Here is a 17841-nt window from a genome sequence, read left to right as displayed (position 1 = left end):
CCTCCTAGGCCAGGCGGAACGAGGGACGGCGGCGGCGCGCAGAAATTTATCAGCGACCGCGTAACAACGCCGCGTGGCAATCCGTCGAGATTGAATAGCGGCGTCCGTCGCTGACAAACACCATCTCGAAGGGAAGACCAATCATGACCATTCGCACCCGCATCGCGCTCGGCGTCTCGGTTGCCGCTCTCTCGCTTGGCCTCGCGCTGTCGCCGGCCGCCTTTGCCCAAGACAAGATGGGCGACAAGATGGGCAAGGAGGACGGCATGATGAAGAAGAACACCATGTCCAAGGACGGCATGAAGAAGGATGCCATGACCAAGGACGACGGCATGAAGAAGGATCACATGTCGAAGGACGGGATGAAGAAAGACGACGGGATGATGAAGAAGAACTGATCTTCCATCGTCGCGGGAGGCGTTTGCGCAAGGCAGACGCGCGCTCTCGAAAGTCCGGAGCGGTCCCGCGGACCGCCCCGGAGCGATGTCTCAGCGCAAGTTCAACTGAATGTGACTTGTGAACGTTACTTGCGCTTGGCCTTGCGGGCGGCGTAACGGGCGTCGCGCTTGGCCTTCTGTTCGGCCTCGAGCGCAGTCGCTTGGGCGGCCGCTTCCTCGGCCTCACGCGCAAGTCGCGCAGCTTCCGCGGCCTTGGCTTCTTCCTCAAGGCGCTTCTGCTCGGCCTTTTCCGCCTCGCGCGCAGCCTTTGCCTCGGCGCGCTTGGCCGCGAGCGCCTCACGCTCGGCACGCTTCGCCGCAACCGACGGATCATCCGGTCCCGGTTGGGATTTGAATTTGTTCAAAAGATTTTTGCGGGCGTCCTGCGCCGCCTTTTGCCGGTCTGCGAAACCTGGTTCCCTGAATCCACTCATCGACGAGCCTTGTCTTCCTCGCTTTCGACCCTACATCACTGCGTGTTGGTACGTCGGCTGGGCATAGCAGGCGCCACGCGACGCAGATGCGTGTACATCGCCGCGCGTCGCAACGCCACCCAAATCGCAGCCGACCAGGTAGACGAAAATCGCCTCCCGACGATCCTCGTAGCCCGGAAAAACTGCCGAATTGTGATGTCCCTCATAAGGGAGCACGCGGAGCGGCGCCTAGCGTCCGCGCCAACGAGACGGAGCACGGGCATGATGATCTTCCGATTGAGCCTGAAGGCGCTCGCAATCACCGTCGCTGTCGCCGCCTTGGCCGGCGCCGCGTTCCTGCTCGCCCGTCCGCAGCCGATCGAAAGTGCCGTCCTGGGCGCCGACTGGGAGTGCAGCCAGACCGCGTTCGTGCTCACGACTTGCGCACCACGCGTCCGTGAGGCGATCCCCGCGGTCGAAACCTCGCGCAAGGATGCGATCCGGGCGACCCGAGGCTGAACCGGAACTTGCGATGTGACGCGTCGCCGCAGAGGTGTTAAAGCTGGCTCGCCCGAGTGATCAGCCGGTCATGACCAAGTCTGAGCCCAATCCCGAACCCAAGCCTGAACCGGGTGACGGGCCCAAATCCCCGCCAAGACCTCAATCCGGTGACAATCGCCGCGGCGCGGTCGCCGGCCTGATCATCGCGATCGTGATCCTCGGCGTCGGCTGGTGGCTGGCCCGCGATCTCACCGCCGCCAGCAAGATGCAGGACTGCCTGATGTCGGGGCGAAGCAATTGCAACGTGATCGAGCCGGCCCGCTAGAAGTCCTCCAACGCTGTCCTCTGGAGCTCTTTGGGCCGAAAAATCGCCGTGATCTTAATCATTTGTAACGGGACTTAGCCGATCAGGCAGGTCAGTTATGTCAGCCGGCATCAGCCCAGCGCGCGGCGAATCGTCTATCGCGCTGGGACCACGGCGATCGGCCACGGCAATCGAAAGAGTAGGGGGGCAAGCACGCATGAGTGCGTCCAGCAGCAAGAAGATCATCATTCCCTTGGTTTCGGCCATGTCGTTGCTCGCGCTCTCGGCGCAGGCGCAGGAAGCCAGGCCACCGAGGGACGCCGGCCAATTTCCGGCAGCGCCAGCTCCGGGCTTACCGTCCCAGAACAATCAGAACATGCGCAAGGGCCCGCCGCCGCAGCAGGCGGCCCGGCCTGCGCCGCAGCCCGGCGGCCAGCCCCATGCGGGCCCCGGGGCCGGTCCGCACAATGCGGGCGGCCCGCCGCCCGGACGTAACTACGCCAGGGGACCCGCACCGGCGCGCGACTGGGGCGGACACGCCTATCGCGGCAACGTCGCCTGGGATGGCGGGCGCTGGCGCCACGAGGTCCACAACGGCCGCTCCGGCTGGTGGTGGGATGTCGGCGGCGTCTGGTACTATTATCCGCAGCGGATGGCCGGTCCGCCCGGCTATATCTCCGAGGAATATTACGACGACGTGCCGGTGGCTTACGCCCCGCCGCCGGTTGCCTACGAACCGCCGCCTCCGCCGCCGCCGGCCGATCCCGGCGCGAGCGCGCTTGGCGGCGCCATCGTCGGCGGCGTGCTCGGCGGTCTGCTCTCGGGCAACGCGACGGGCGCGGCCGCGGGCGCCGTGATCGGCGGCGCCACCGGCGCGATCGCCGGTGCTACGGCTGCCTCGCGTCCCGGCTACTACCTGGCCGAGGGCAATTGCTACTACCGCTATCCGAGCGGCCAGTATGTGCAGGCCGATCCTCGCGCGTGTTACTGAGGGTCCAGGCAGCTCTGAAATGAAGAGGCGGGCGAAAGCCCGCTTCTTTTTTGTCCGGGTTTGTCGTCTTGGCTTGGCGCCGCGGCGGAACGACTGATTGCCGCGCGCCTACGACACCAGCCAGGTCATGAACGCCATGAGACCCCAGACCAGGCCCGCGATCCAGGCCAGCATCACGATGCCGATGGTCGCAAGAAAGGTGACGCCGAACGCGTCGGACCTTTTTCGCGGTGTGGGGACGTGAGCCTCAGCTGCTGCTTCTCGTGTCATGACCGCAAGACCACCCGTGCCTTCTCCCGCCTTTGGGAGCGCTGAGATGTTCTAGCCGAGACGCCGGGCGCAGGCTGTGACGCAATTCACATCCGTCTGAATGATGCCGAGTTTCACGGGTTCGTGCGGTATCTGCGTCGCACGGTCGCCGTGGGACGCCTTGAAACCACGAGTGCAGTTTCATATCAGATACAATTGAAGCGTGTGGAAAACGCTCACGACAACGCTGATTATCCGCAATCATACGGACGAAATTGCCATGCACTTGTCCAGATCGGACGGCTAGAATCCGCCCCATGTGTAACAAGTACGATCCACAGCACGAAGCCGAGGCGGCAATGAAGCGCGCCGCGGCATCAGAAGGCCCGGACCGGCAACGACTCATCGAGCTCGCCATTGCCTGGCATCAGCTGGCCCGCGACCGGCGCGACGATGAACCGACGGAATAGTCGGATCGAGCCGACGACTGCCTGCCGAATCCTTGAGCCTGCGATCCACCGCAAGCGACGTTACACGCCGCGATCGATTCCTGCCGGTTTCGACCCGTGCTCGTAATCCTGGAAGCATGGTCGATCCGCCGAATGGCCGTTCTGGTCGCTCCCGCCCGCCAGCGAACGAACGGCGAAGGCCAGCTGATGCTGGCTCGCCGCGACGTTCATAATGGAAGCTTGTGCCGCCTCGAGGTGTTTGGCTATCCCGCTGGAGTTCAAGTCCACGCCCGCATCGATCGCCAGAAACGACATTGCGCCGACGGCAATTCCGGACGCGACAGCCATTCTTGTCCATTCAGATGACGGCATCACAAAACCTTCGACACCTTTTCTGCATGCCGGATAGGTAGGATTCTCTCGCCGCCTGGACAGGCCCGCGCACGCTTTGTTGAAGTGCGCTGGATCTGCAAATCACGCCGCCACGGAGATCGCGGGCCGGGTAATTTCTGGCTCTCGTCGGCTCGGCTCAGCCCGAACGAAGCCGATCGGCTCGGAGAGTTAAGACTGGCGATCCCAGCAGGACTCGAACCTGCAACCCGCGGAGTAGAAATCCGCTACTCTATCCAGTTGAGCTATGGGACCGTCTTGAGGCCGCTCTTGAGCCGGCCTCGGCTACCGTCTGCCGGTCTTCTATCACGCCAAATATGAAAAATCCGCACGTCCGCCAAGCCTGAACCGAACCGTTTTCCTCAATGGCGCGACAAAACGGAACGGTGGGGTGTCAGGGTGCCGGGTTGAGCGGCAGCGGACCGGACGATGGATCACATCGCCGGGAACGCTGAACAGCTTCCGGGACACGGCCGCCGGTCGACCGGCTAGATATTGCTGCGCCATTAGGACGGCGTGCGCGGCGGTATCTTGATCGGTCTCCTCTGGGCCTGCCTTGTCATGGCGAATGCGACGTTTTGCACCTCTGGTTCCATCGCCTTGAGTCCGTCACCTTTCCACGCATTTCATGCGACAAGCGGCGTTCGTCCGCGATTTCCGGGAGTCCATCCATGATCGGTCTTGTTCGCGCCGTCACAATCTGCGCCGCGCTGGCGCTCGGCCTTTCGGCTGCGCAAGCCGCCGACAAGGCTTTCAAACGCGACGATCTCGCCGATTCCGCGATCAAGCTCGAGGCGCAGATCAAGAGCGAGGCGGGACCTGTCGCCAAGACCAACGCGACGCTGCGCACGGATGCTGACGCCGCCTTCCGGCGCAATGATTACCGTGCCGGCCTGTCGGTGCTCGGCCAGATTGCGGCCACGACGCCTGACGATGCCGGCAACTGGCTGCGGCTTGCCAAGGTGATCTTCCAGATCTGGCCGAAGAACTCGAGCGAGCAGACGTTCCTGCTGGAGCGCGCCTCGACGGCGGCCTACATCGCCTATCAGCGCGCCGGCAATCCGGGCGAGGAGGCCGACGCGCTCGCGGTGCTCGGCAAGTCGCTGGCCGAGCGCAAGCTGTGGCGGCCGGCGCTGGACGCGCTACGGCTGTCGCTCGACATGCGCGAGGTCGCCGACGTCCGCGGCCAATACGAGAAGATGCGCGACGAGCACGGCTTCCGCCTGCTCGACTATACCGTCGATTCGGATTCGGCCAGTCCGCGCGCCTGCTTCCAGTTCTCGGAGGAGCTCGCCAAGCGTACCGACTTTGCGCCGTTCCTCGCGCTCGCGGGCCAGGACAAGCCGGCGCTGTCGGCCGAAGGCAAGCAGCTCTGCGTCGACGGCCTGAAGCACGGCGAGCGCTACAACATCAATCTGCGCGCCGGCCTGCCGTCGACGGTGAAGGAGGGGCTGCCGAAATCGGCCGAGTTCAACGTCTACGTGCGCGACCGCAAGCCCTTCGTGCGCTTCACCAGCCGCGCCTATGTGCTGCCCAGGACCGGCCAGCGCGGCATTCCCGTGGTCAGCGTCAACACGCCCGCGGTCAACATCAACGTCTTCCGGATCGGCGACCGCAACCTGATCAACACGGTGGTCGACAGCGACTTCCAGAAGACGCTGTCCAAGTATCAGCTCAGCGATCTCGGCGACGAGCGCGGCGTGAAAGTCTGGACCGGCGAGCTCACGACCGCGATGACGCTGAACCAGGACGTCACCACGGCATTCCCCGTCGACCAGGCGCTGGGCGAGCTCCAGCCGGGCGTCTATGTGATGACCGCCGCGGCCAAGGGCCCGGGCTCGGACGACGAGTACCAGCTCGCCACGCAGTGGTTCATCGTCTCCGATCTCGGTGTGTCGGCCTATTCCGGCAACGACGGCATCCACGTGTTCATCAACTCCCTGGCCTCGACCGATCCGGTCGGCAAAGCCGAGGTGCGACTGATCGCGCGCAACAACGAGATCCTGGCCACCCGCAAGACCGACGATTCCGGCCATGTGCTGTTCGAAGCCGGCCTTGCGCGCGGCGAGGGCGGCCTGTCGCCGGCGATGCTGACGGTGACGGGCGAGAAGGCCGACTATGCCTTCTTGAGCCTGAAGACCTCGGCCTTCGACCTCAGTGACCGTGGCGTGGCGGGCCGCGTGGTGCCTGTTGGCGCCGATGCCTTCGTCTATGCCGAGCGCGGCGTCTACCGCTCCAGCGAGACCGTCTATCTCACCGCGCTCTTGCGCGACGGGCAGGGCAATGCCGTCACCGGCGGGCCGATGACCCTGGTGGTCGAGCGCCCTGACGGCGTCGAATACCGCCGCGCCGTACTGTCCGACCAGGGCGCCGGCGGCCGCACGCTGTCCGTGCCGCTCAACTCGGCTGTGCCGACCGGGACCTGGCGAGTGCGTGCCTTCACCGATCCGAAGGGCTCGTCGGTCGGCGAAACCACCTTCATGGTCGAGGACTATGTCCCCGACCGGATCGAATTCGAGTTGTCCGCCAAGGACAAGCTGATCAAAGCTAACGCTCCAGTGGAGCTTAAGGCCGACGGTCATTTCCTCTACGGCGCACCCGCCGCGGGTCTCCAGCTCGAAGGCGACATGCTGATCGCGCCCGCTTCGGAACGTCCGGGTTTTGCCGGCTACCAGTTCGGCGTCGCCGACGAGGAGACCACCTCGAACGAGCGCACGCCGCTTGAGAACCTGCCCGAGGCCGACGCCAACGGCGTTGCCACCTTCCCGGTGACGCTGGACAAGCAGCCGGCCTCGACCCGCCCGCAGGAGGCGCAGATCTTCGTCCGCATGGTCGAGACCGGCGGCCGCGCCGTCGAGCGCAAGCTGGTGCTGCCGGTCGCGCCCGCGAGCGCCCTGATCGGCGTCAAGCCGCTGTTCGGCGACAAGAACGTCGCCGAAGGCGACAAGGCCGAGTTCGACGTCGTGTTCGTCTCGCCCGAGGGCAAGACGTTGCCGCGTGACGGCCTGCGCTACGAGCTCCTGAAGATGGAGTCGCGCTACCAGTGGTATCGCCAGAACAATTACTGGGAGTATGAGCCGGTCAAGTCGACCTCGCGCGTCGCCGACGGCGATCTCACCATCGCCGCCGACAAGCCGTCGCGGGTCTCGCTCAGCCCGCGGCCCGGCCGCTACCGGCTCGACGTCAAGTCGAGCGACGCCGACGGCCCGGTGACCTCGGTGCAGTTCGACGTCGGCTGGTATTCCGACGGCAGCGCCGATACGCCGGACCTGCTGGAGACCTCGATCGACAAGCCGCAATATGCCTCCGGCGACACCATGACGGTGTCCGTCAACGTGCGCAGCGCCGGCAAGCTCACCGTCAACGTGCTCGGCGACCGCCTGCTGACGACGCAGACGATCGACGTCAAGGAGGGCACCGCGCAGGTGAAGCTCCCGGTCGGCAAGGACTGGGGCACCGGCGCCTATGTGGTGGCGACGCTGCGCCGTCCGCTCGATGCCGCCGCCCAGCGCATGCCGGGCCGCGCCATCGGCCTGAAATGGTTCGGCATCGACAAGCAGACCCGGACGCTGAGTGTGAAGCTGACGCCGCCGGCGCTGATCCGGCCGAACGCGATGTTGAAGATCCCGGTCAAGCTCGACGGGCTCAATCCGGGCGAGGACGCAAAGATCGTCATCGCCGCGGTCGATGTCGGCATCCTCAACCTCACCAATTACAAGCCGCCGGCGCCGGACGATTACTATCTCGGCCAGCGCCGCCTTTCCGCGGAGATCCGCGATCTCTATGGGCAGTTGATCGACGGCATGTCGGGCACGCGCGGCCAGATCAAGTCCGGCGGCGACGCCGGTGCGGCCGAACTCCAGGGCTCACCGCCGGCGCAGAAGCCGCTCGCGCTCTATTCCGGCATCGTCACGGTTGCCGCTGACGGCACCGCCGAGGTGAGCTTCGACATTCCGGAGTTCGCCGGCACCGCGCGCGTGATGGCGGTGGCGTGGACCGCGACCAAGCTCGGCCGCGCCAACACCGACGTCGTGATCCGCGATCCTGTCGTGCTGACCACGACCTTGCCGCGCTTTCTGCTCAATGGCGACCACGGCACGGTCAACCTCGAAATCGACAATGTCGAGGGCCAGGCCGGCGACTACGTCATCAACGTGAAGACGGGCGGCCCGGTGAAGATGACCGGCAATCCCGCGACCACGGTCAAGCTCGCCGCCAAGCAGCGCAACGCGTTCTCGCTTGCGCTCGATGCGACCGCAGCGGGACAGGCGACGCTCGACGTCGACATCAAGGGGCCGAACGGGCTTGCACTCGCACGCCACTATGCGTTCGACGTCAAGGCGGCGACGCAGGTGCTGGCGCGGCGTTCGATCCGGACGCTGGCGAAGGGCGAGAGCCTGACGCTGACCTCGGACATGTTCTCCGACCTTGTGCCGGGCACCGGCAGCGTCTCGGTCTCGGCGAGCCTGTCCACGGCGCTCGATGCGGCGACGATCCTGAAAGCGCTCGACCGCTATCCCTATGGCTGCTCGGAGCAGATCACGAGCCGCGCCATGCCGCTGCTCTATGTCAACGAGCTTGCGGCCGGCGCCCATCTCGCCATGGACACCGAGGTCGACCAGCGCATCCGCGACGCGATCGAGCGGCTGCTGGCGCGACAGGGCTCGAACGGCTCGTTCGGACTGTGGTCGGCCGGCGGCGACGACGCCTGGCTGGATGCTTACGTGACGGACTTCCTGACCCGGGCCCGCGAGAAGGGCTTTGCGGTGCCGGACGTGCTGTTCAAGAACGCGCTCGACCGCGTCCGCAACTCCGTCGTCAACGGCAATGAGCCGGAGAAGGACGGCGGCCGCGATCTCGCCTACGGCCTCTACGTGCTTGCACGGAACGGCGCGGCTCCAATCGGCGACCTGCGCTATCTCGCCGATACCAAGCTGAGCAACCTCGCGACGCCGATTGCGAAGTCGCAGCTCGCCGCGGCGCTCGCGCTGGTCGGCGACCGTAACCGCGCGGAGCGGGTCTATGGCGCTGCACTCGACAGCCTCGCGCCCAAGCCGGTGCTGGAGTTCGGCCGCACCGATTACGGCTCGCAGCTTCGCGATGCGGCGGCGCTTGTCTCGCTTGCCAGCGAAGGCAACGCGCCGAGGGCGACGCTGACGCAGGCGGTGTCGCGGGTCGAGACCGCGCGCGGGCTAACGCCCTACACCTCCACGCAGGAGAACGCGTGGCTGGTGCTGGCGGCGCGGGCGCTCGCCAAGGAGAACCTGTCGATCGAGGTCGACGGCCAGCCGGTCAAGACCGCGCTCTACCGCAGCTACAAGGCGGACACGCTGAGCGGCAAGCCGCTGAAGATCACCAACACCGGCGATGCGCCGGTGCAGGCGGTGGTCTCGGTGTCGGGCTCGCCGGTGACGCCGGAGCCGGCGGCCTCCAACGGCTTCAAGATCGAGCGCAATTACTTCACGCTCGACGGCAAGCCCGCCGACATCAGCAAGGTCAAGCAGAACCAGCGCTTCGCGGTGGTGCTGAAGATCACCGAGGCCAAGCCGGAGTACGGCCACATCATGGTGTCCGACTATCTGCCGGCGGGCCTTGAGATCGACAATCCGAAGCTGGTCTCGTCCGGCGACAGCGGTACGCTGGACTGGATCGAGGACGGCGAGGAGCCCGAGGATACCGAGTTCCGCGACGACCGCTTCACGGCGGCCGTTGACCGGGCGTCGGACTCCAAGTCGGTCTTCACCGTCGCCTATGTTGTCCGCGCCGTTTCGCCGGGTAAATACGTATTGCCGCAGGCTTATGTCGAGGACATGTACAACCCCTCGCGCTACGGGCGGACGGGCACGGGGAATGTCGAGGTACGGGCGGCGAAGTGAGTGGAGCGCAGATGAGCGAAGCCAACCAAGTGTCTCGTCATTCCGGGATGGTCCGAAGGACCAGACCCGGAATCTCGAGATTCCGGGTTCGGCTCTTCGAGCCGCCCCGGAATGACGGATTAGGAGGGCGCACCACCATGCGCATCCTTTCCGTCCTCGCCTTCACACTCATCCTCGCCATCACCGCCTTCGTCGGCTGGGTCTACTCCCTCGGCCCGCTCCCGCTCGACGAAGCGCGCCAGGCCTCCACCACCATCGTCGATCGCAACGGCAAGCTGCTGCGGGCCTACGCCATGGCGGACGGCCGCTGGCGGCTTCCGGTCGACGCCAGGACGAACGTCGATCCGATCTATCTCAAGCTGCTGCTCGCTTATGAGGACCAGCGCTTCTATGCCCATGACGGCATCGATCCGCTGGCGCTGGGCCGCGCCGCGTTGCAGCTCGGAACGCGCGGCCACATCGTGTCCGGCGGCTCGACCATCACCATGCAGCTAGCACGGCTGATGGAGCCGCGGCGGCAGCGCTCGCTCTATGCGAAGCTGCGGCAGATGGTCCGCGCGATCGAGATCGAGCGGACCCTCGGCAAGAGCGAAATCCTCGACCTCTATCTCGCGCTGGCGCCTTATGGCGGCAATCTCGAAGGTATCCGCGCCGCCTCGATCGCCTATCTCGGCAAGGAGCCGAAGCGGCTCTCGCTGGCTGAAGCCGCATTGCTGGTGGCGCTGCCGCAATCGCCGGAGACGCGCCGGCTCGACCGCTATCCCGATGCGGCGCTCAAGGCTCGCGACCGCGTGCTCGACCGCATGGTCGAGGAGCACGTGGTCAGCGTCGATGACGCAAAGCAGGCCAAGGCCGTGCCGGTGCCGAAGCTGCGCAAGCCGATGCCGGTCCTGGCGCCGCATGCGTCCGACACCGCGCTTGCGACGGTCAAGGATGCGCCCGTCATCAAGCTGACGCTGGACGCCAATCTTCAGAAGGTGCTGGAACCGCTGGCGCGCGACCGCGCGGTTGCGCTCGGTGCGAACATCTCGGTCGGCATCATCGTGGTCGACAACGAGAGCGGCGACGTGCTCGCGCGCGTCGGCTCGGCTGATTATTTCGACGAGAGCCGGGCAGGGCAGGTCGACATGACGCGCGCCATCCGCTCGCCGGGTTCGACGCTCAAGCCCTTCATCTACGGCCTCGCCTTCGAGGACGGCTTCGTCCATCCCGACAGCCTGATCGACGACCGGCCTGTCCGCTTCGGCTCTTACGCGCCGGAAAATTTCGACATGACGTTCCAGGGCACCGTGCCGGTGAAGAAGGCGCTGCAATTGTCGCTGAATGTGCCGGCGATCGTGCTGCTCGACCGCGTCGGCGCGAGCCGGCTGGCGTCGCGGCTGCGGCAAGCCGGCGGCAATCTCATCCTGCCCAAGGACGAAGCGCCAGGGCTTGCCATGGGGCTCGGCGGCGTCGGCGTGACGCTTCAGGACCTTGCGCAGCTCTATGCCGGGTTTGCCCGCCTTGGAACCACCAAGCCGCTGCGCGAGGTCGTGGCTGCCAGAGACGACCGCGAGCCGCTGCGGCTGCTCGATCAGGTCGCGGCCTGGCAGGTCGGCAACGTGCTGCTGGGCACGCCACCGCCGGAAAACGCCGCCCACAACCGGATCGCCTTCAAGACCGGCACATCCTACGGCTATCGCGACGCCTGGTCGGTCGGCTTCGATGGCCGCATGACCATCGGCGTCTGGGTCGGTCGGCCCGATGGAGCGCCGGTTCCCGGCCTGATCGGCCGTGTCGCCGCCGCGCCCATCCTGTTCGACGCTTTCGCCCGGACCGGTAAGACGCTGGCGCCGCTGCCGAAGCCGCCCAAGGGAACCCTGGTCGCCAGCAACGCCAAGCTGCCGCTGCCCTTGAAACGGTTCCGCCCGGTCGGGGAACTGGTGCGGACCGGCAGCGAGCAGGCGCTGCACATCCAGTTCCCGCTGAACGGCTCGCGGATCGACGTCGATCGGTCGGGTGGCTCTGAGGCCGCAGCCATGCCGGTCAAGGTCGCCGGCGGCGTTCTGCCCATGACCGTCATGGTTAATGGCACGGCGCTCGGCGAGATCGACGGGCGCCGCCAGCGCCTGATTGATCCGCCTGGTCCGGGCTTTGCGCGGCTCACCGTGATCGATGCCACTGGCGCCGCGGACACAGTTGTCATTCGAATTCAATGACCCGGCCTTAAGCGGTTGTCGGAATGACGGTTTCAGCGTAAGCGGAACCAATGGCCGAGACCTACCCAAGCCCCCGTTTTGGAGCCCCCCGCGAGCCGAAATCGCCCGTAAATCCGGGTAGCCGGCTGGTGTCGATGCTCGATGTCGTCACGGCTAGCCACGCCCGCGCGGTGGCCTTTCTGGTGCTGTGCGCGCTGCTGCTGTTCCTGCCGGGCTTCTTCACGATCCCGCCTGTCGACCGCGACGAGGCGCGCTTTGCGCAGGCCACCAAGCAGATGGTCGAGAGCGGCGACTATGTCGACATCCGCTTCCAGGAGGACGTCCGCTACAAGAAGCCGGTCGGCATCTACTGGTTGCAATCTGCGGCAGTCGAAGCCGCCGCGGCACTCAAGCTGCCGAAGGCCGAGTTGCGGATCTGGGTCTACCGGCTGCCGTCGCTGCTGGGGGCGATCGGCGCCGTGCTCATGACCTATTGGGCTGCGCTCGGCTTCGTCACGCGGCGCGGTGCGGTGCTCGCAGCGCTCTTGATGTGCGCCTCGGTGCTGCTCGGCGTCGAGGCGCGGCTCGCCAAGACCGATGCGATGCTGCTGTTCTGCGTGACCGCCGCGATGGGCGCGATGGCGCGGGCCTATCTGTCGTGGCAGCGCGCTGAGGACGAGACACATCCGCCCTGGAGCTGGCCCGCGATCTTCTGGACCGCGCTCGCCGTCGGGATCCTGATCAAGGGGCCGCTGATCCTGATGTTCGCCGGCCTGACCATCGTCGCACTGGCGATCCAGGACCGCGATGCCTCCTGGCTGTGGAAGCTGCGCCCGCTCTGGGGCTTGATGTGGATGCTGGTGCTGGTGCTGCCCTGGTTCGTCGCGATCTTCTGGCGCGCGGGCGATGCCTTCTTCGCGGACTCCGTCGGCGGCGACATGCTGAGCAAGATCGGCGCGCAGGAATCCCATGGCGCGCCGCCCGGACTGTACCTCGCGCTGTTCTGGATCACCTTCTGGCCGGGCGCGCCGCTCGCGGCAATGGCGGCGCCTGCGGTGTGGCGGGCGCGGCGTGAGCCCGGTGCGCAATTTCTGCTGGCCTGGCTGGTCCCGTCCTGGATCGTGTTCGAGGCGGTGCTGACCAAGCTGCCGCATTACGTGCTGCCGCTGTACCCGGCGATCGCGATCCTGACCGTCGGCGCGCTGGAGCGGCGCGTGCTGTCGCGCTCCTGGCTGATGCGCGGCTCGGCCTGGTGGTTCGCGATCCCCGCGGCCGCCTCGATCATCGCGGTGGTCGGCGCGGTGATGCTGACGCGGCAGCCGGCTTTCGTGGCCTGGCCGTTTATCGCGGCGTCCCTGATCTTCGGCCTGTTCGCCTGGTGGCTGTTCGACACCAACCACGCCGAGCGCTCGGTGCTGAACGCGCTGGTCGCAGCCTTGATGCTTGCGGTCGTGGTCTACGGCATCGTGCTGCCGTCGCTGACGCCGGTGTTTCCGAGCATCGAGGTCGCGCGTGCTCTGCGCAACGTCACCTGCGTCGGGCCGAAGGCGGCCGCCGCCGGCTATCACGAGCCGAGCCTCGTGTTCCTGACGGGCACCCAGACGCTGCTCACCGACGGCTCGGGCGCAGCGGACTTCCTGCGGCAGGGCAGCTGCCGCTTCGCGCTGATCGAGCAGCGCTCGGAGCGCAGCTTCGTGCAGCGCGCCGAGGCGATCGGGCTGCGTTACAAGGTCGGCGCCCGCATCGACGGCTACAATTTCTCGCAAGGGCGCGCGATCTCGATCTCGATCTTCCGCTCGGAAGGCACCGAATAGGATGCCGGCCTCGACCAACATCGCGCCGCGGCCGAGCTATCCCGCGCAGTTTCTGACCGTGACGGGGCGTGCGCTGGCGCAGCTCGTGCGTTCGCCCTCGCATTCGCGCCGCGCCGAGGCCGCGCGAAAGCTGGCGCGCCATTCGCTATGGCTCAGCGCCGCGGGCGCGGCCCTGGTCATCGCGCTGATGCTGGCGTTCGACCTGACTGAGATCCAGTTGATGCCGGCGCGCGGCACGCCCGGCCTGTGGCCGATCCGCATCCTGACCGATTTCGGCAAGGACGAGTATGTGCTCTCGGCGCTGGCCGTCGCCCTCGTGGTCGTGGCGCTCGTTGCGGCCGGCCTTTACGGCACCCGCCGCGCGCTGCTGCTCGGCCTCGGTACGCGGCTCCAGTTCCTGTTTCTATCCGTTGCATTCTCGGTGTTGATCGCCGAGATCCTGAAATATCTCATTGGCCGCGGACGTCCGTTCGTCGGCGGCAAGGCCGACCCGTTCAACTTCATCCCGTTCGAGGGCAGCGGGGCCTATGCCAGCCTGCCATCCGGCCATGCGGTGACGGCGTTCGCGCTCGCTTTCGCGGTGTCGGCACTCTGGCCACGGCTGCGCGTCTTCATGTTCACTTACGCAATCGTGATCCTGCTGACGCGCCTGGTGCTGCTCGCGCATCATCCGAGCGACGTCGTGGCCGGCGCCCTGGTCGGCATGGTCGGCGCCATGGCGGTCCGCTACTGGTTCGCGGCCCGTAGGCTCGGCTTCGCCATCCGCGCCGATGGCAGCATCTTGGCCATTCCAGGACCGGTCGGCGGCCGCCTCAAAAGGGTTGCCCGCGGGGCCTCCGCCCCATAAAAGCGGCTGCCTGCCGGGGCCGCCGGTTCCCCGAGGCGCAGGCCAATTCCAACCACGAGCCTCATTTGTCGACGTCCCAGCCTTCGGTTTCCATCGTCGTTCCCGTGCGCAACGAAGCCGACAACATCGCGCCCCTGATCGAGGAGATCACCGCGGCGCTCGACAGCCGCTGGGATTACGAGATCATCTACGTCAATGACGGTTCGACCGATACGACCGGCGAGCGGCTCAAGGCCATCATGGCGCAGCGGGGCAATCTGCGTCAGCTCCGACATGCAAAATCCGGTGGCCAGTCCGCTGCCGTGCGCAGCGGCGTGCGTGCCGCGCGCGGCGCGATCGTGGCCACGCTCGACGGCGACGGCCAGAACAATCCGGCGTTCCTGCCGGACCTGATCGCGGCGGTCGAGAAGGGCGCCCATGTCGGGCTCGCCGCGGGCCAGCGCGTCGGACGCAAGGACACGGGCTTCAAGAAATTCCAGTCGCGCGTGGCGAACAAGGTCCGCAACGGCATCCTGAAGGACGGCACGCGCGACACCGGCTGCGGCCTGAAAGCATTCCGGCGCGAGGTCTTCCTCGCGATGCCCTATTTCGACGGGCTGCACCGTTTCCTGCCGGCACTGGTGCGGCGTGAAGGCTACGAGATCGCCTATGTCGACGTGATCGACCGGCCGCGCCGCTCCGGCGTGTCAAATTACGGTTTCTTCGACCGGCTATGGATCGGCATCATGGATCTGGCCGGCGTGTGGTGGCTGATCCGACGCAAGAAGCCGACGCCCGACGTGACCGAGGTGACACCTCATGACTAGCCTTCTCAACTATCTGCACGACGTCTTCGTCGTGAAATTCGACGCCTGGGTGATCCTGGGCTTCGTGGCGCAGGCGTTCTTCACCATGCGCTTCGTGGTGCAGTGGATCGCGTCCGAACGTGCGCGCAAGAGCGTCATGCCGGTCGCGTTCTGGTTCTTCTCGGTCGGCGGCGGTGCGCTGCTCCTGGTCTACGCGCTCTATCGCAAGGATCCCGTGTTCATCGCGGGCCAGGCGCTTGGCCTCGTCGTCTACCTCCGCAACGTCTATTTCATCATCATCAACGGCAAGCAGGTCTCGAGCGAATAGCTCGCTCTTGTGTGCCTCATCGGCATGAACAAGTTACAAGCCGTCCTGTTCACGTCAGTCTTTCTGGTCGGCCTGCTGTTACTCGGGCTCGGCCTGTTCGAGCTCGGCAGCACCGTCGCGTTCCTTGTGCGGGCCGAGCAGACCGAAGCGCGGTTCATGGGTGCCGTCGCGCGGACCGGCGGGAATCATGGCGGAACGTTTCTCTATCCGTCGTTTCAATTCACGACGATCGACGGGCGCTCGGTGACGTTCACGTCCTCGTCGGGCTCGACCGCTCAGCCTTATTCAGACCGCGAGCAGGTCAAGATAGCCTACGATCCACGGCGGCCCGAGGATGCGCGGCTGCTGTCGTTCCTGACGCTGTGGATCGCTCCGGTCCTGCTTTGCGGCGCGGGCCTGCTGCTGGCGGGCGGCGCGGTTCTTGTTCGCGCCGGACTAGCGCGGCAACGCCGAGGCCGCGCCTGAGGCGGGCAGGGCGGCTGCCTCGGTCTCGGTCCTGCGATACGGCTCGCCCGCGGCATCCAGCACGGGATAGGCGACCGAGCAGATGTGCGAATGGATGCGGCGCAGATCGCGCAGCACGTCGAGGTGCAGCGAGGTGGTCTCGATGGTCTCGGGGCGGCCCTCGCGCAGGCGGTCGAGATGGCGCTCGACGGCGGCAAGCTCGGTGTTCTTCAGCGTGGTCTTCTCCACCAGCAGCTTGCGCGCTTCATTCGCATCGCCCGACATGAACACGCCGAAGGCGATCCGCAGCGATTCCATCGTGCGCTTGTGGAAGGCGGCGAGCTCCTCGGAGCCCTCGGCCGAGAACTGGAAGCGGCGCTTGATCTTCTTGGTCGCAAGCTCGCTCAGGCTCTTGTCGATGATGTCGCCGATGTGTTCGAGGTTGATGGCGAAGGAGATGATCTCCATCGCGCGCCGCCCCTCGCTCTCGTCGAGGCTGCCCCGCATCAGTTTCGTCACGTACAGCTTGATGGCTTCATCCAGGCCGTCGACGACATTGTCCATCTTCGAGACCTGGTCGACCAGGGCGCGGTCGCCCGTCATCATCGCGGCCATGACCTTGCGCAGCATCACCTCGACGAAGTCGCCCATCCGCAGCGTTTCGCGGGCGGCGTCGGCGAGCGCCAGCGACGGCGTCTCCAGCGCGGTCTCGTCCAGATAGCGCGGGCGGGCCGGATCGGTGTCCTGGATGCGGTCGGGCAGGAGGCGGGTCAGCAGGCGCGACATGGTATCGAGCAGGCCGATGAAGATAATGGCGGTGCCGACATTGAAGGCGATGTGGAAGGCGGCCGTCATCCTGGCGAGATCCGGCTGCCAGGCGTGCATGTGCTCCGCGATCACGCCCAGGAATGGCAGCACCAGTGCAATCCCGATCACGCGATTGACGAGATTGCCGACCGGCAGGCGGTAGCTCGCGGGATCGTCGCGCCTGGCCCCTTCGAACACGGGGTTGATGGCGCTGCCGAGATTGGCGCCGAGCACCAGAGCCAGGGCCGCGTAGGGCGTGATGAACTGCGAATAGGCCAGCGACATGATCAGCAGCACGCTGGCGACGCTCGAATGCACCGCCCAGGTGACGAGCGCCGCGATGACGATGCACAGGATGGGATCACCCGTGATCGCCGACATCACGACGCGCACGCCGGGTGCGTTCTCGGCCGGCGCCAGCGTGTCGAGCAGGATGTGCAGCGACAGCAGCATCAATCCGAGGCCGATGCAGACGCGGCCGACGTCCTTGATCCGCGAGCGCGGTCCGGAGCGGAAGGCGACGAGGCCGAGCACGAACAGCACGGGCGCGACGGCAGCAATGTTGAACGACAGCACCTGCACGATCAGCGTCGTGCCGACATTGGCCCCCAGCATGATGGCAAGCGCTGCGGCGAGGCTGACGAGGCCCTCGGCGGTGAACGAACTGGTGATCAGGGCGGTCGCCGTGCTGCTCTGGAGCAGCGCGGTGAGCCCGAGGCCGGCGGCGAACGCGCTGACGCGGTTGCCGAGCGCCTTGCCGAGCAGGCGGCGGAGGTCCGGGCCGAAGGCGCGCAGTATTCCGCTGTGGACCATGTGCAGGCCCCACAGCAACAGCGCCACGCCGCCCATCAGATCAAGCAGAACCAACGTTCCCATGCTCCGTGTCCGGATGAGAGTCGATTGGTGAGGCTAGCGCCAAATGCTTGAGGATCAAACCATTTGTTGGCGCGTCGGCGTTAACGTTTGCGGCGGCTGCACGTTCCCGCGGCGCGCGTTGCCGCGACCTCAGGCGCGATGCCTTTTGAGCAG

The 17841-nt window shown here is 66.3% G+C and carries 16 protein-coding genes and 1 tRNA gene; 12 read left to right on the top strand and 5 right to left on the bottom strand.

The features are described 5' to 3' along the window. The first annotated feature begins 143 nt into the window (after window positions 1-143). Window positions 144-398, top strand: coding sequence for a pentapeptide MXKDX repeat protein (locus AB5K84_RS24655; protein ID WP_011087203.1), 255 nt, complete (start codon window positions 144-146; stop codon window positions 396-398). 125 nt (window positions 399-523) lie between these two features. Here the strand turns inward: AB5K84_RS24655 and AB5K84_RS24650 are convergent, their stop codons facing one another. After that, a complete protein-coding gene (locus tag AB5K84_RS24650) occupies window positions 524-871 on the bottom strand; it encodes a DUF6481 family protein (RefSeq protein WP_011087204.1) in 348 nt (115 codons plus the stop codon). Between the two features lie 261 nt (window positions 872-1132). Between AB5K84_RS24650 and AB5K84_RS24645 the strand changes: the two genes are divergently transcribed. The 3 genes from AB5K84_RS24645 (at window position 1133) to AB5K84_RS24635 (ending at window position 2646) form a co-directional block, all read left to right on the top strand. After that, the gene (locus AB5K84_RS24645; protein ID WP_028171346.1) at window positions 1133-1369 is read left to right on the top strand and encodes a hypothetical protein; all 237 of its coding nucleotides are present in this window, start codon (window positions 1133-1135) and stop codon (window positions 1367-1369) included. A 70-nt stretch (window positions 1370-1439) separates the two neighbouring features. Further along, complete coding sequence (locus tag AB5K84_RS24640; RefSeq protein ID WP_038967144.1) at window positions 1440-1676, top strand: hypothetical protein; 237 nt, start codon at window positions 1440-1442, stop codon at window positions 1674-1676. A 196-nt stretch (window positions 1677-1872) separates the two neighbouring features. Continuing rightward, entirely contained in the window at window positions 1873-2646 is a 774-nt protein-coding gene (locus AB5K84_RS24635; RefSeq protein WP_038967145.1) for a hypothetical protein, read from the top strand. Between the two features lie 108 nt (window positions 2647-2754). Here AB5K84_RS24635 and AB5K84_RS24630 read toward each other — a convergent pair whose 3' ends face one another. Further along, on the bottom strand, window positions 2755-2916 hold the full coding sequence (locus tag AB5K84_RS24630; RefSeq protein WP_011087208.1) for a hypothetical protein: 162 nt from the start codon (window positions 2914-2916) through the stop codon (window positions 2755-2757). Between the two features lie 296 nt (window positions 2917-3212). On the opposite strand from AB5K84_RS24630, the gene AB5K84_RS24625 reads away from it, so the two are divergent. Further along, a complete protein-coding gene (locus tag AB5K84_RS24625; protein WP_165448158.1) occupies window positions 3213-3365 on the top strand; it encodes a hypothetical protein in 153 nt (50 codons plus the stop codon). Window positions 3366-3425: 60 nt separating this feature from the next. Here the strand turns inward: AB5K84_RS24625 and AB5K84_RS24620 are convergent, their stop codons facing one another. Further along, a complete protein-coding gene (locus AB5K84_RS24620; protein WP_063623006.1) occupies window positions 3426-3692 on the bottom strand; it encodes a hypothetical protein in 267 nt (88 codons plus the stop codon). 220 nt (window positions 3693-3912) lie between these two features. Then, window positions 3913-3989, bottom strand: a tRNA-Arg gene (locus AB5K84_RS24615). Window positions 3990-4405: 416 nt separating this feature from the next. Here AB5K84_RS24615 and AB5K84_RS24610 point away from each other — a divergent pair. The 7 genes from AB5K84_RS24610 (at window position 4406) to AB5K84_RS24580 (ending at window position 16026) form a co-directional block, all read left to right on the top strand. After that, window positions 4406-9610, top strand: a complete 5205-nt coding sequence (locus AB5K84_RS24610) for an alpha-2-macroglobulin family protein (protein ID WP_011087210.1) — start codon at window positions 4406-4408, stop codon at window positions 9608-9610. 137 nt (window positions 9611-9747) lie between these two features. Further along, window positions 9748-11808, top strand: a complete 2061-nt coding sequence (gene pbpC, locus AB5K84_RS24605) for a penicillin-binding protein 1C (protein WP_162494094.1) — start codon at window positions 9748-9750, stop codon at window positions 11806-11808. 50 nt (window positions 11809-11858) lie between these two features. Beyond that, window positions 11859-13601: an ArnT family glycosyltransferase gene (locus AB5K84_RS24600; RefSeq protein WP_011087212.1), complete on the top strand. Its 1743-nt coding sequence runs from the start codon at window positions 11859-11861 to the stop codon at window positions 13599-13601. A 1-nt stretch (window position 13602) separates the two neighbouring features. Beyond that, window positions 13603-14448, top strand: coding sequence for a phosphatase PAP2 family protein (locus AB5K84_RS24595; protein WP_011087213.1), 846 nt, complete (start codon window positions 13603-13605; stop codon window positions 14446-14448). A gap of 65 nt (window positions 14449-14513) precedes the next feature. Continuing rightward, a complete protein-coding gene (locus tag AB5K84_RS24590; protein ID WP_028174100.1) occupies window positions 14514-15254 on the top strand; it encodes a glycosyltransferase family 2 protein in 741 nt (246 codons plus the stop codon). Further along, window positions 15247-15561, top strand: a complete 315-nt coding sequence (locus AB5K84_RS24585; protein ID WP_011087215.1) for a lipid-A-disaccharide synthase N-terminal domain-containing protein — start codon at window positions 15247-15249, stop codon at window positions 15559-15561. The genes AB5K84_RS24590 and AB5K84_RS24585 overlap by 8 nt, the downstream gene beginning before the upstream one ends. A 9-nt stretch (window positions 15562-15570) precedes the next feature. Then, window positions 15571-16026 (top strand): DUF3592 domain-containing protein, encoded by a 456-nt coding sequence (locus tag AB5K84_RS24580; protein WP_097532085.1) that lies wholly within the window; start codon window positions 15571-15573, stop codon window positions 16024-16026. Here the strand turns inward: AB5K84_RS24580 and AB5K84_RS24575 are convergent. Continuing rightward, window positions 15997-17688 (bottom strand): Na/Pi cotransporter family protein, encoded by a 1692-nt coding sequence (locus AB5K84_RS24575; RefSeq protein WP_441232671.1) that lies wholly within the window; start codon window positions 17686-17688, stop codon window positions 15997-15999. The two genes, AB5K84_RS24580 and AB5K84_RS24575, sit on opposite strands and share 30 nt — an antisense overlap. Window positions 17689-17841: the final 153 nt, after the last annotated feature.

Source organism: Bradyrhizobium sp. 1200_D9_N1_1, assembly GCF_052075915.1.
Lineage (GTDB): Bacteria > Pseudomonadota > Alphaproteobacteria > Rhizobiales > Xanthobacteraceae > Bradyrhizobium > Bradyrhizobium diazoefficiens.
The sequence above is the reverse complement of the archived record's forward strand: the minus strand, read 5'-3'. Positions and strand labels throughout refer to the sequence as shown.

Coding starts and splice junctions, on each gene's coding strand:
- AB5K84_RS24655 (WP_011087203.1), top strand. CDS start 144: ATGACCATTCGCACCCGCATCGCGCTCGGCGTCTCGGTTGCCGCTCTC.
- AB5K84_RS24650 (WP_011087204.1), bottom strand. CDS start 871: ATGAGTGGATTCAGGGAACCAGGTTTCGCAGACCGGCAAAAGGCGGCG.
- AB5K84_RS24645 (WP_028171346.1), top strand. CDS start 1,133: ATGATGATCTTCCGATTGAGCCTGAAGGCGCTCGCAATCACCGTCGCT.
- AB5K84_RS24640 (WP_038967144.1), top strand. CDS start 1,440: ATGACCAAGTCTGAGCCCAATCCCGAACCCAAGCCTGAACCGGGTGAC.
- AB5K84_RS24635 (WP_038967145.1), top strand. CDS start 1,873: ATGAGTGCGTCCAGCAGCAAGAAGATCATCATTCCCTTGGTTTCGGCC.
- AB5K84_RS24630 (WP_011087208.1), bottom strand. CDS start 2,916: ATGACACGAGAAGCAGCAGCTGAGGCTCACGTCCCCACACCGCGAAAA.
- AB5K84_RS24625 (WP_165448158.1), top strand. CDS start 3,213: ATGTGTAACAAGTACGATCCACAGCACGAAGCCGAGGCGGCAATGAAG.
- AB5K84_RS24620 (WP_063623006.1), bottom strand. CDS start 3,692: ATGGCTGTCGCGTCCGGAATTGCCGTCGGCGCAATGTCGTTTCTGGCG.
- AB5K84_RS24610 (WP_011087210.1), top strand. CDS start 4,406: ATGATCGGTCTTGTTCGCGCCGTCACAATCTGCGCCGCGCTGGCGCTC.
- pbpC (WP_162494094.1), top strand. CDS start 9,748: ATGCGCATCCTTTCCGTCCTCGCCTTCACACTCATCCTCGCCATCACC.
- AB5K84_RS24600 (WP_011087212.1), top strand. CDS start 11,859: ATGGCCGAGACCTACCCAAGCCCCCGTTTTGGAGCCCCCCGCGAGCCG.
- AB5K84_RS24595 (WP_011087213.1), top strand. CDS start 13,603: ATGCCGGCCTCGACCAACATCGCGCCGCGGCCGAGCTATCCCGCGCAG.
- AB5K84_RS24585 (WP_011087215.1), top strand. CDS start 15,247: ATGACTAGCCTTCTCAACTATCTGCACGACGTCTTCGTCGTGAAATTC.
- AB5K84_RS24575 (WP_441232671.1), bottom strand. CDS start 17,688: ATGGGAACGTTGGTTCTGCTTGATCTGATGGGCGGCGTGGCGCTGTTG.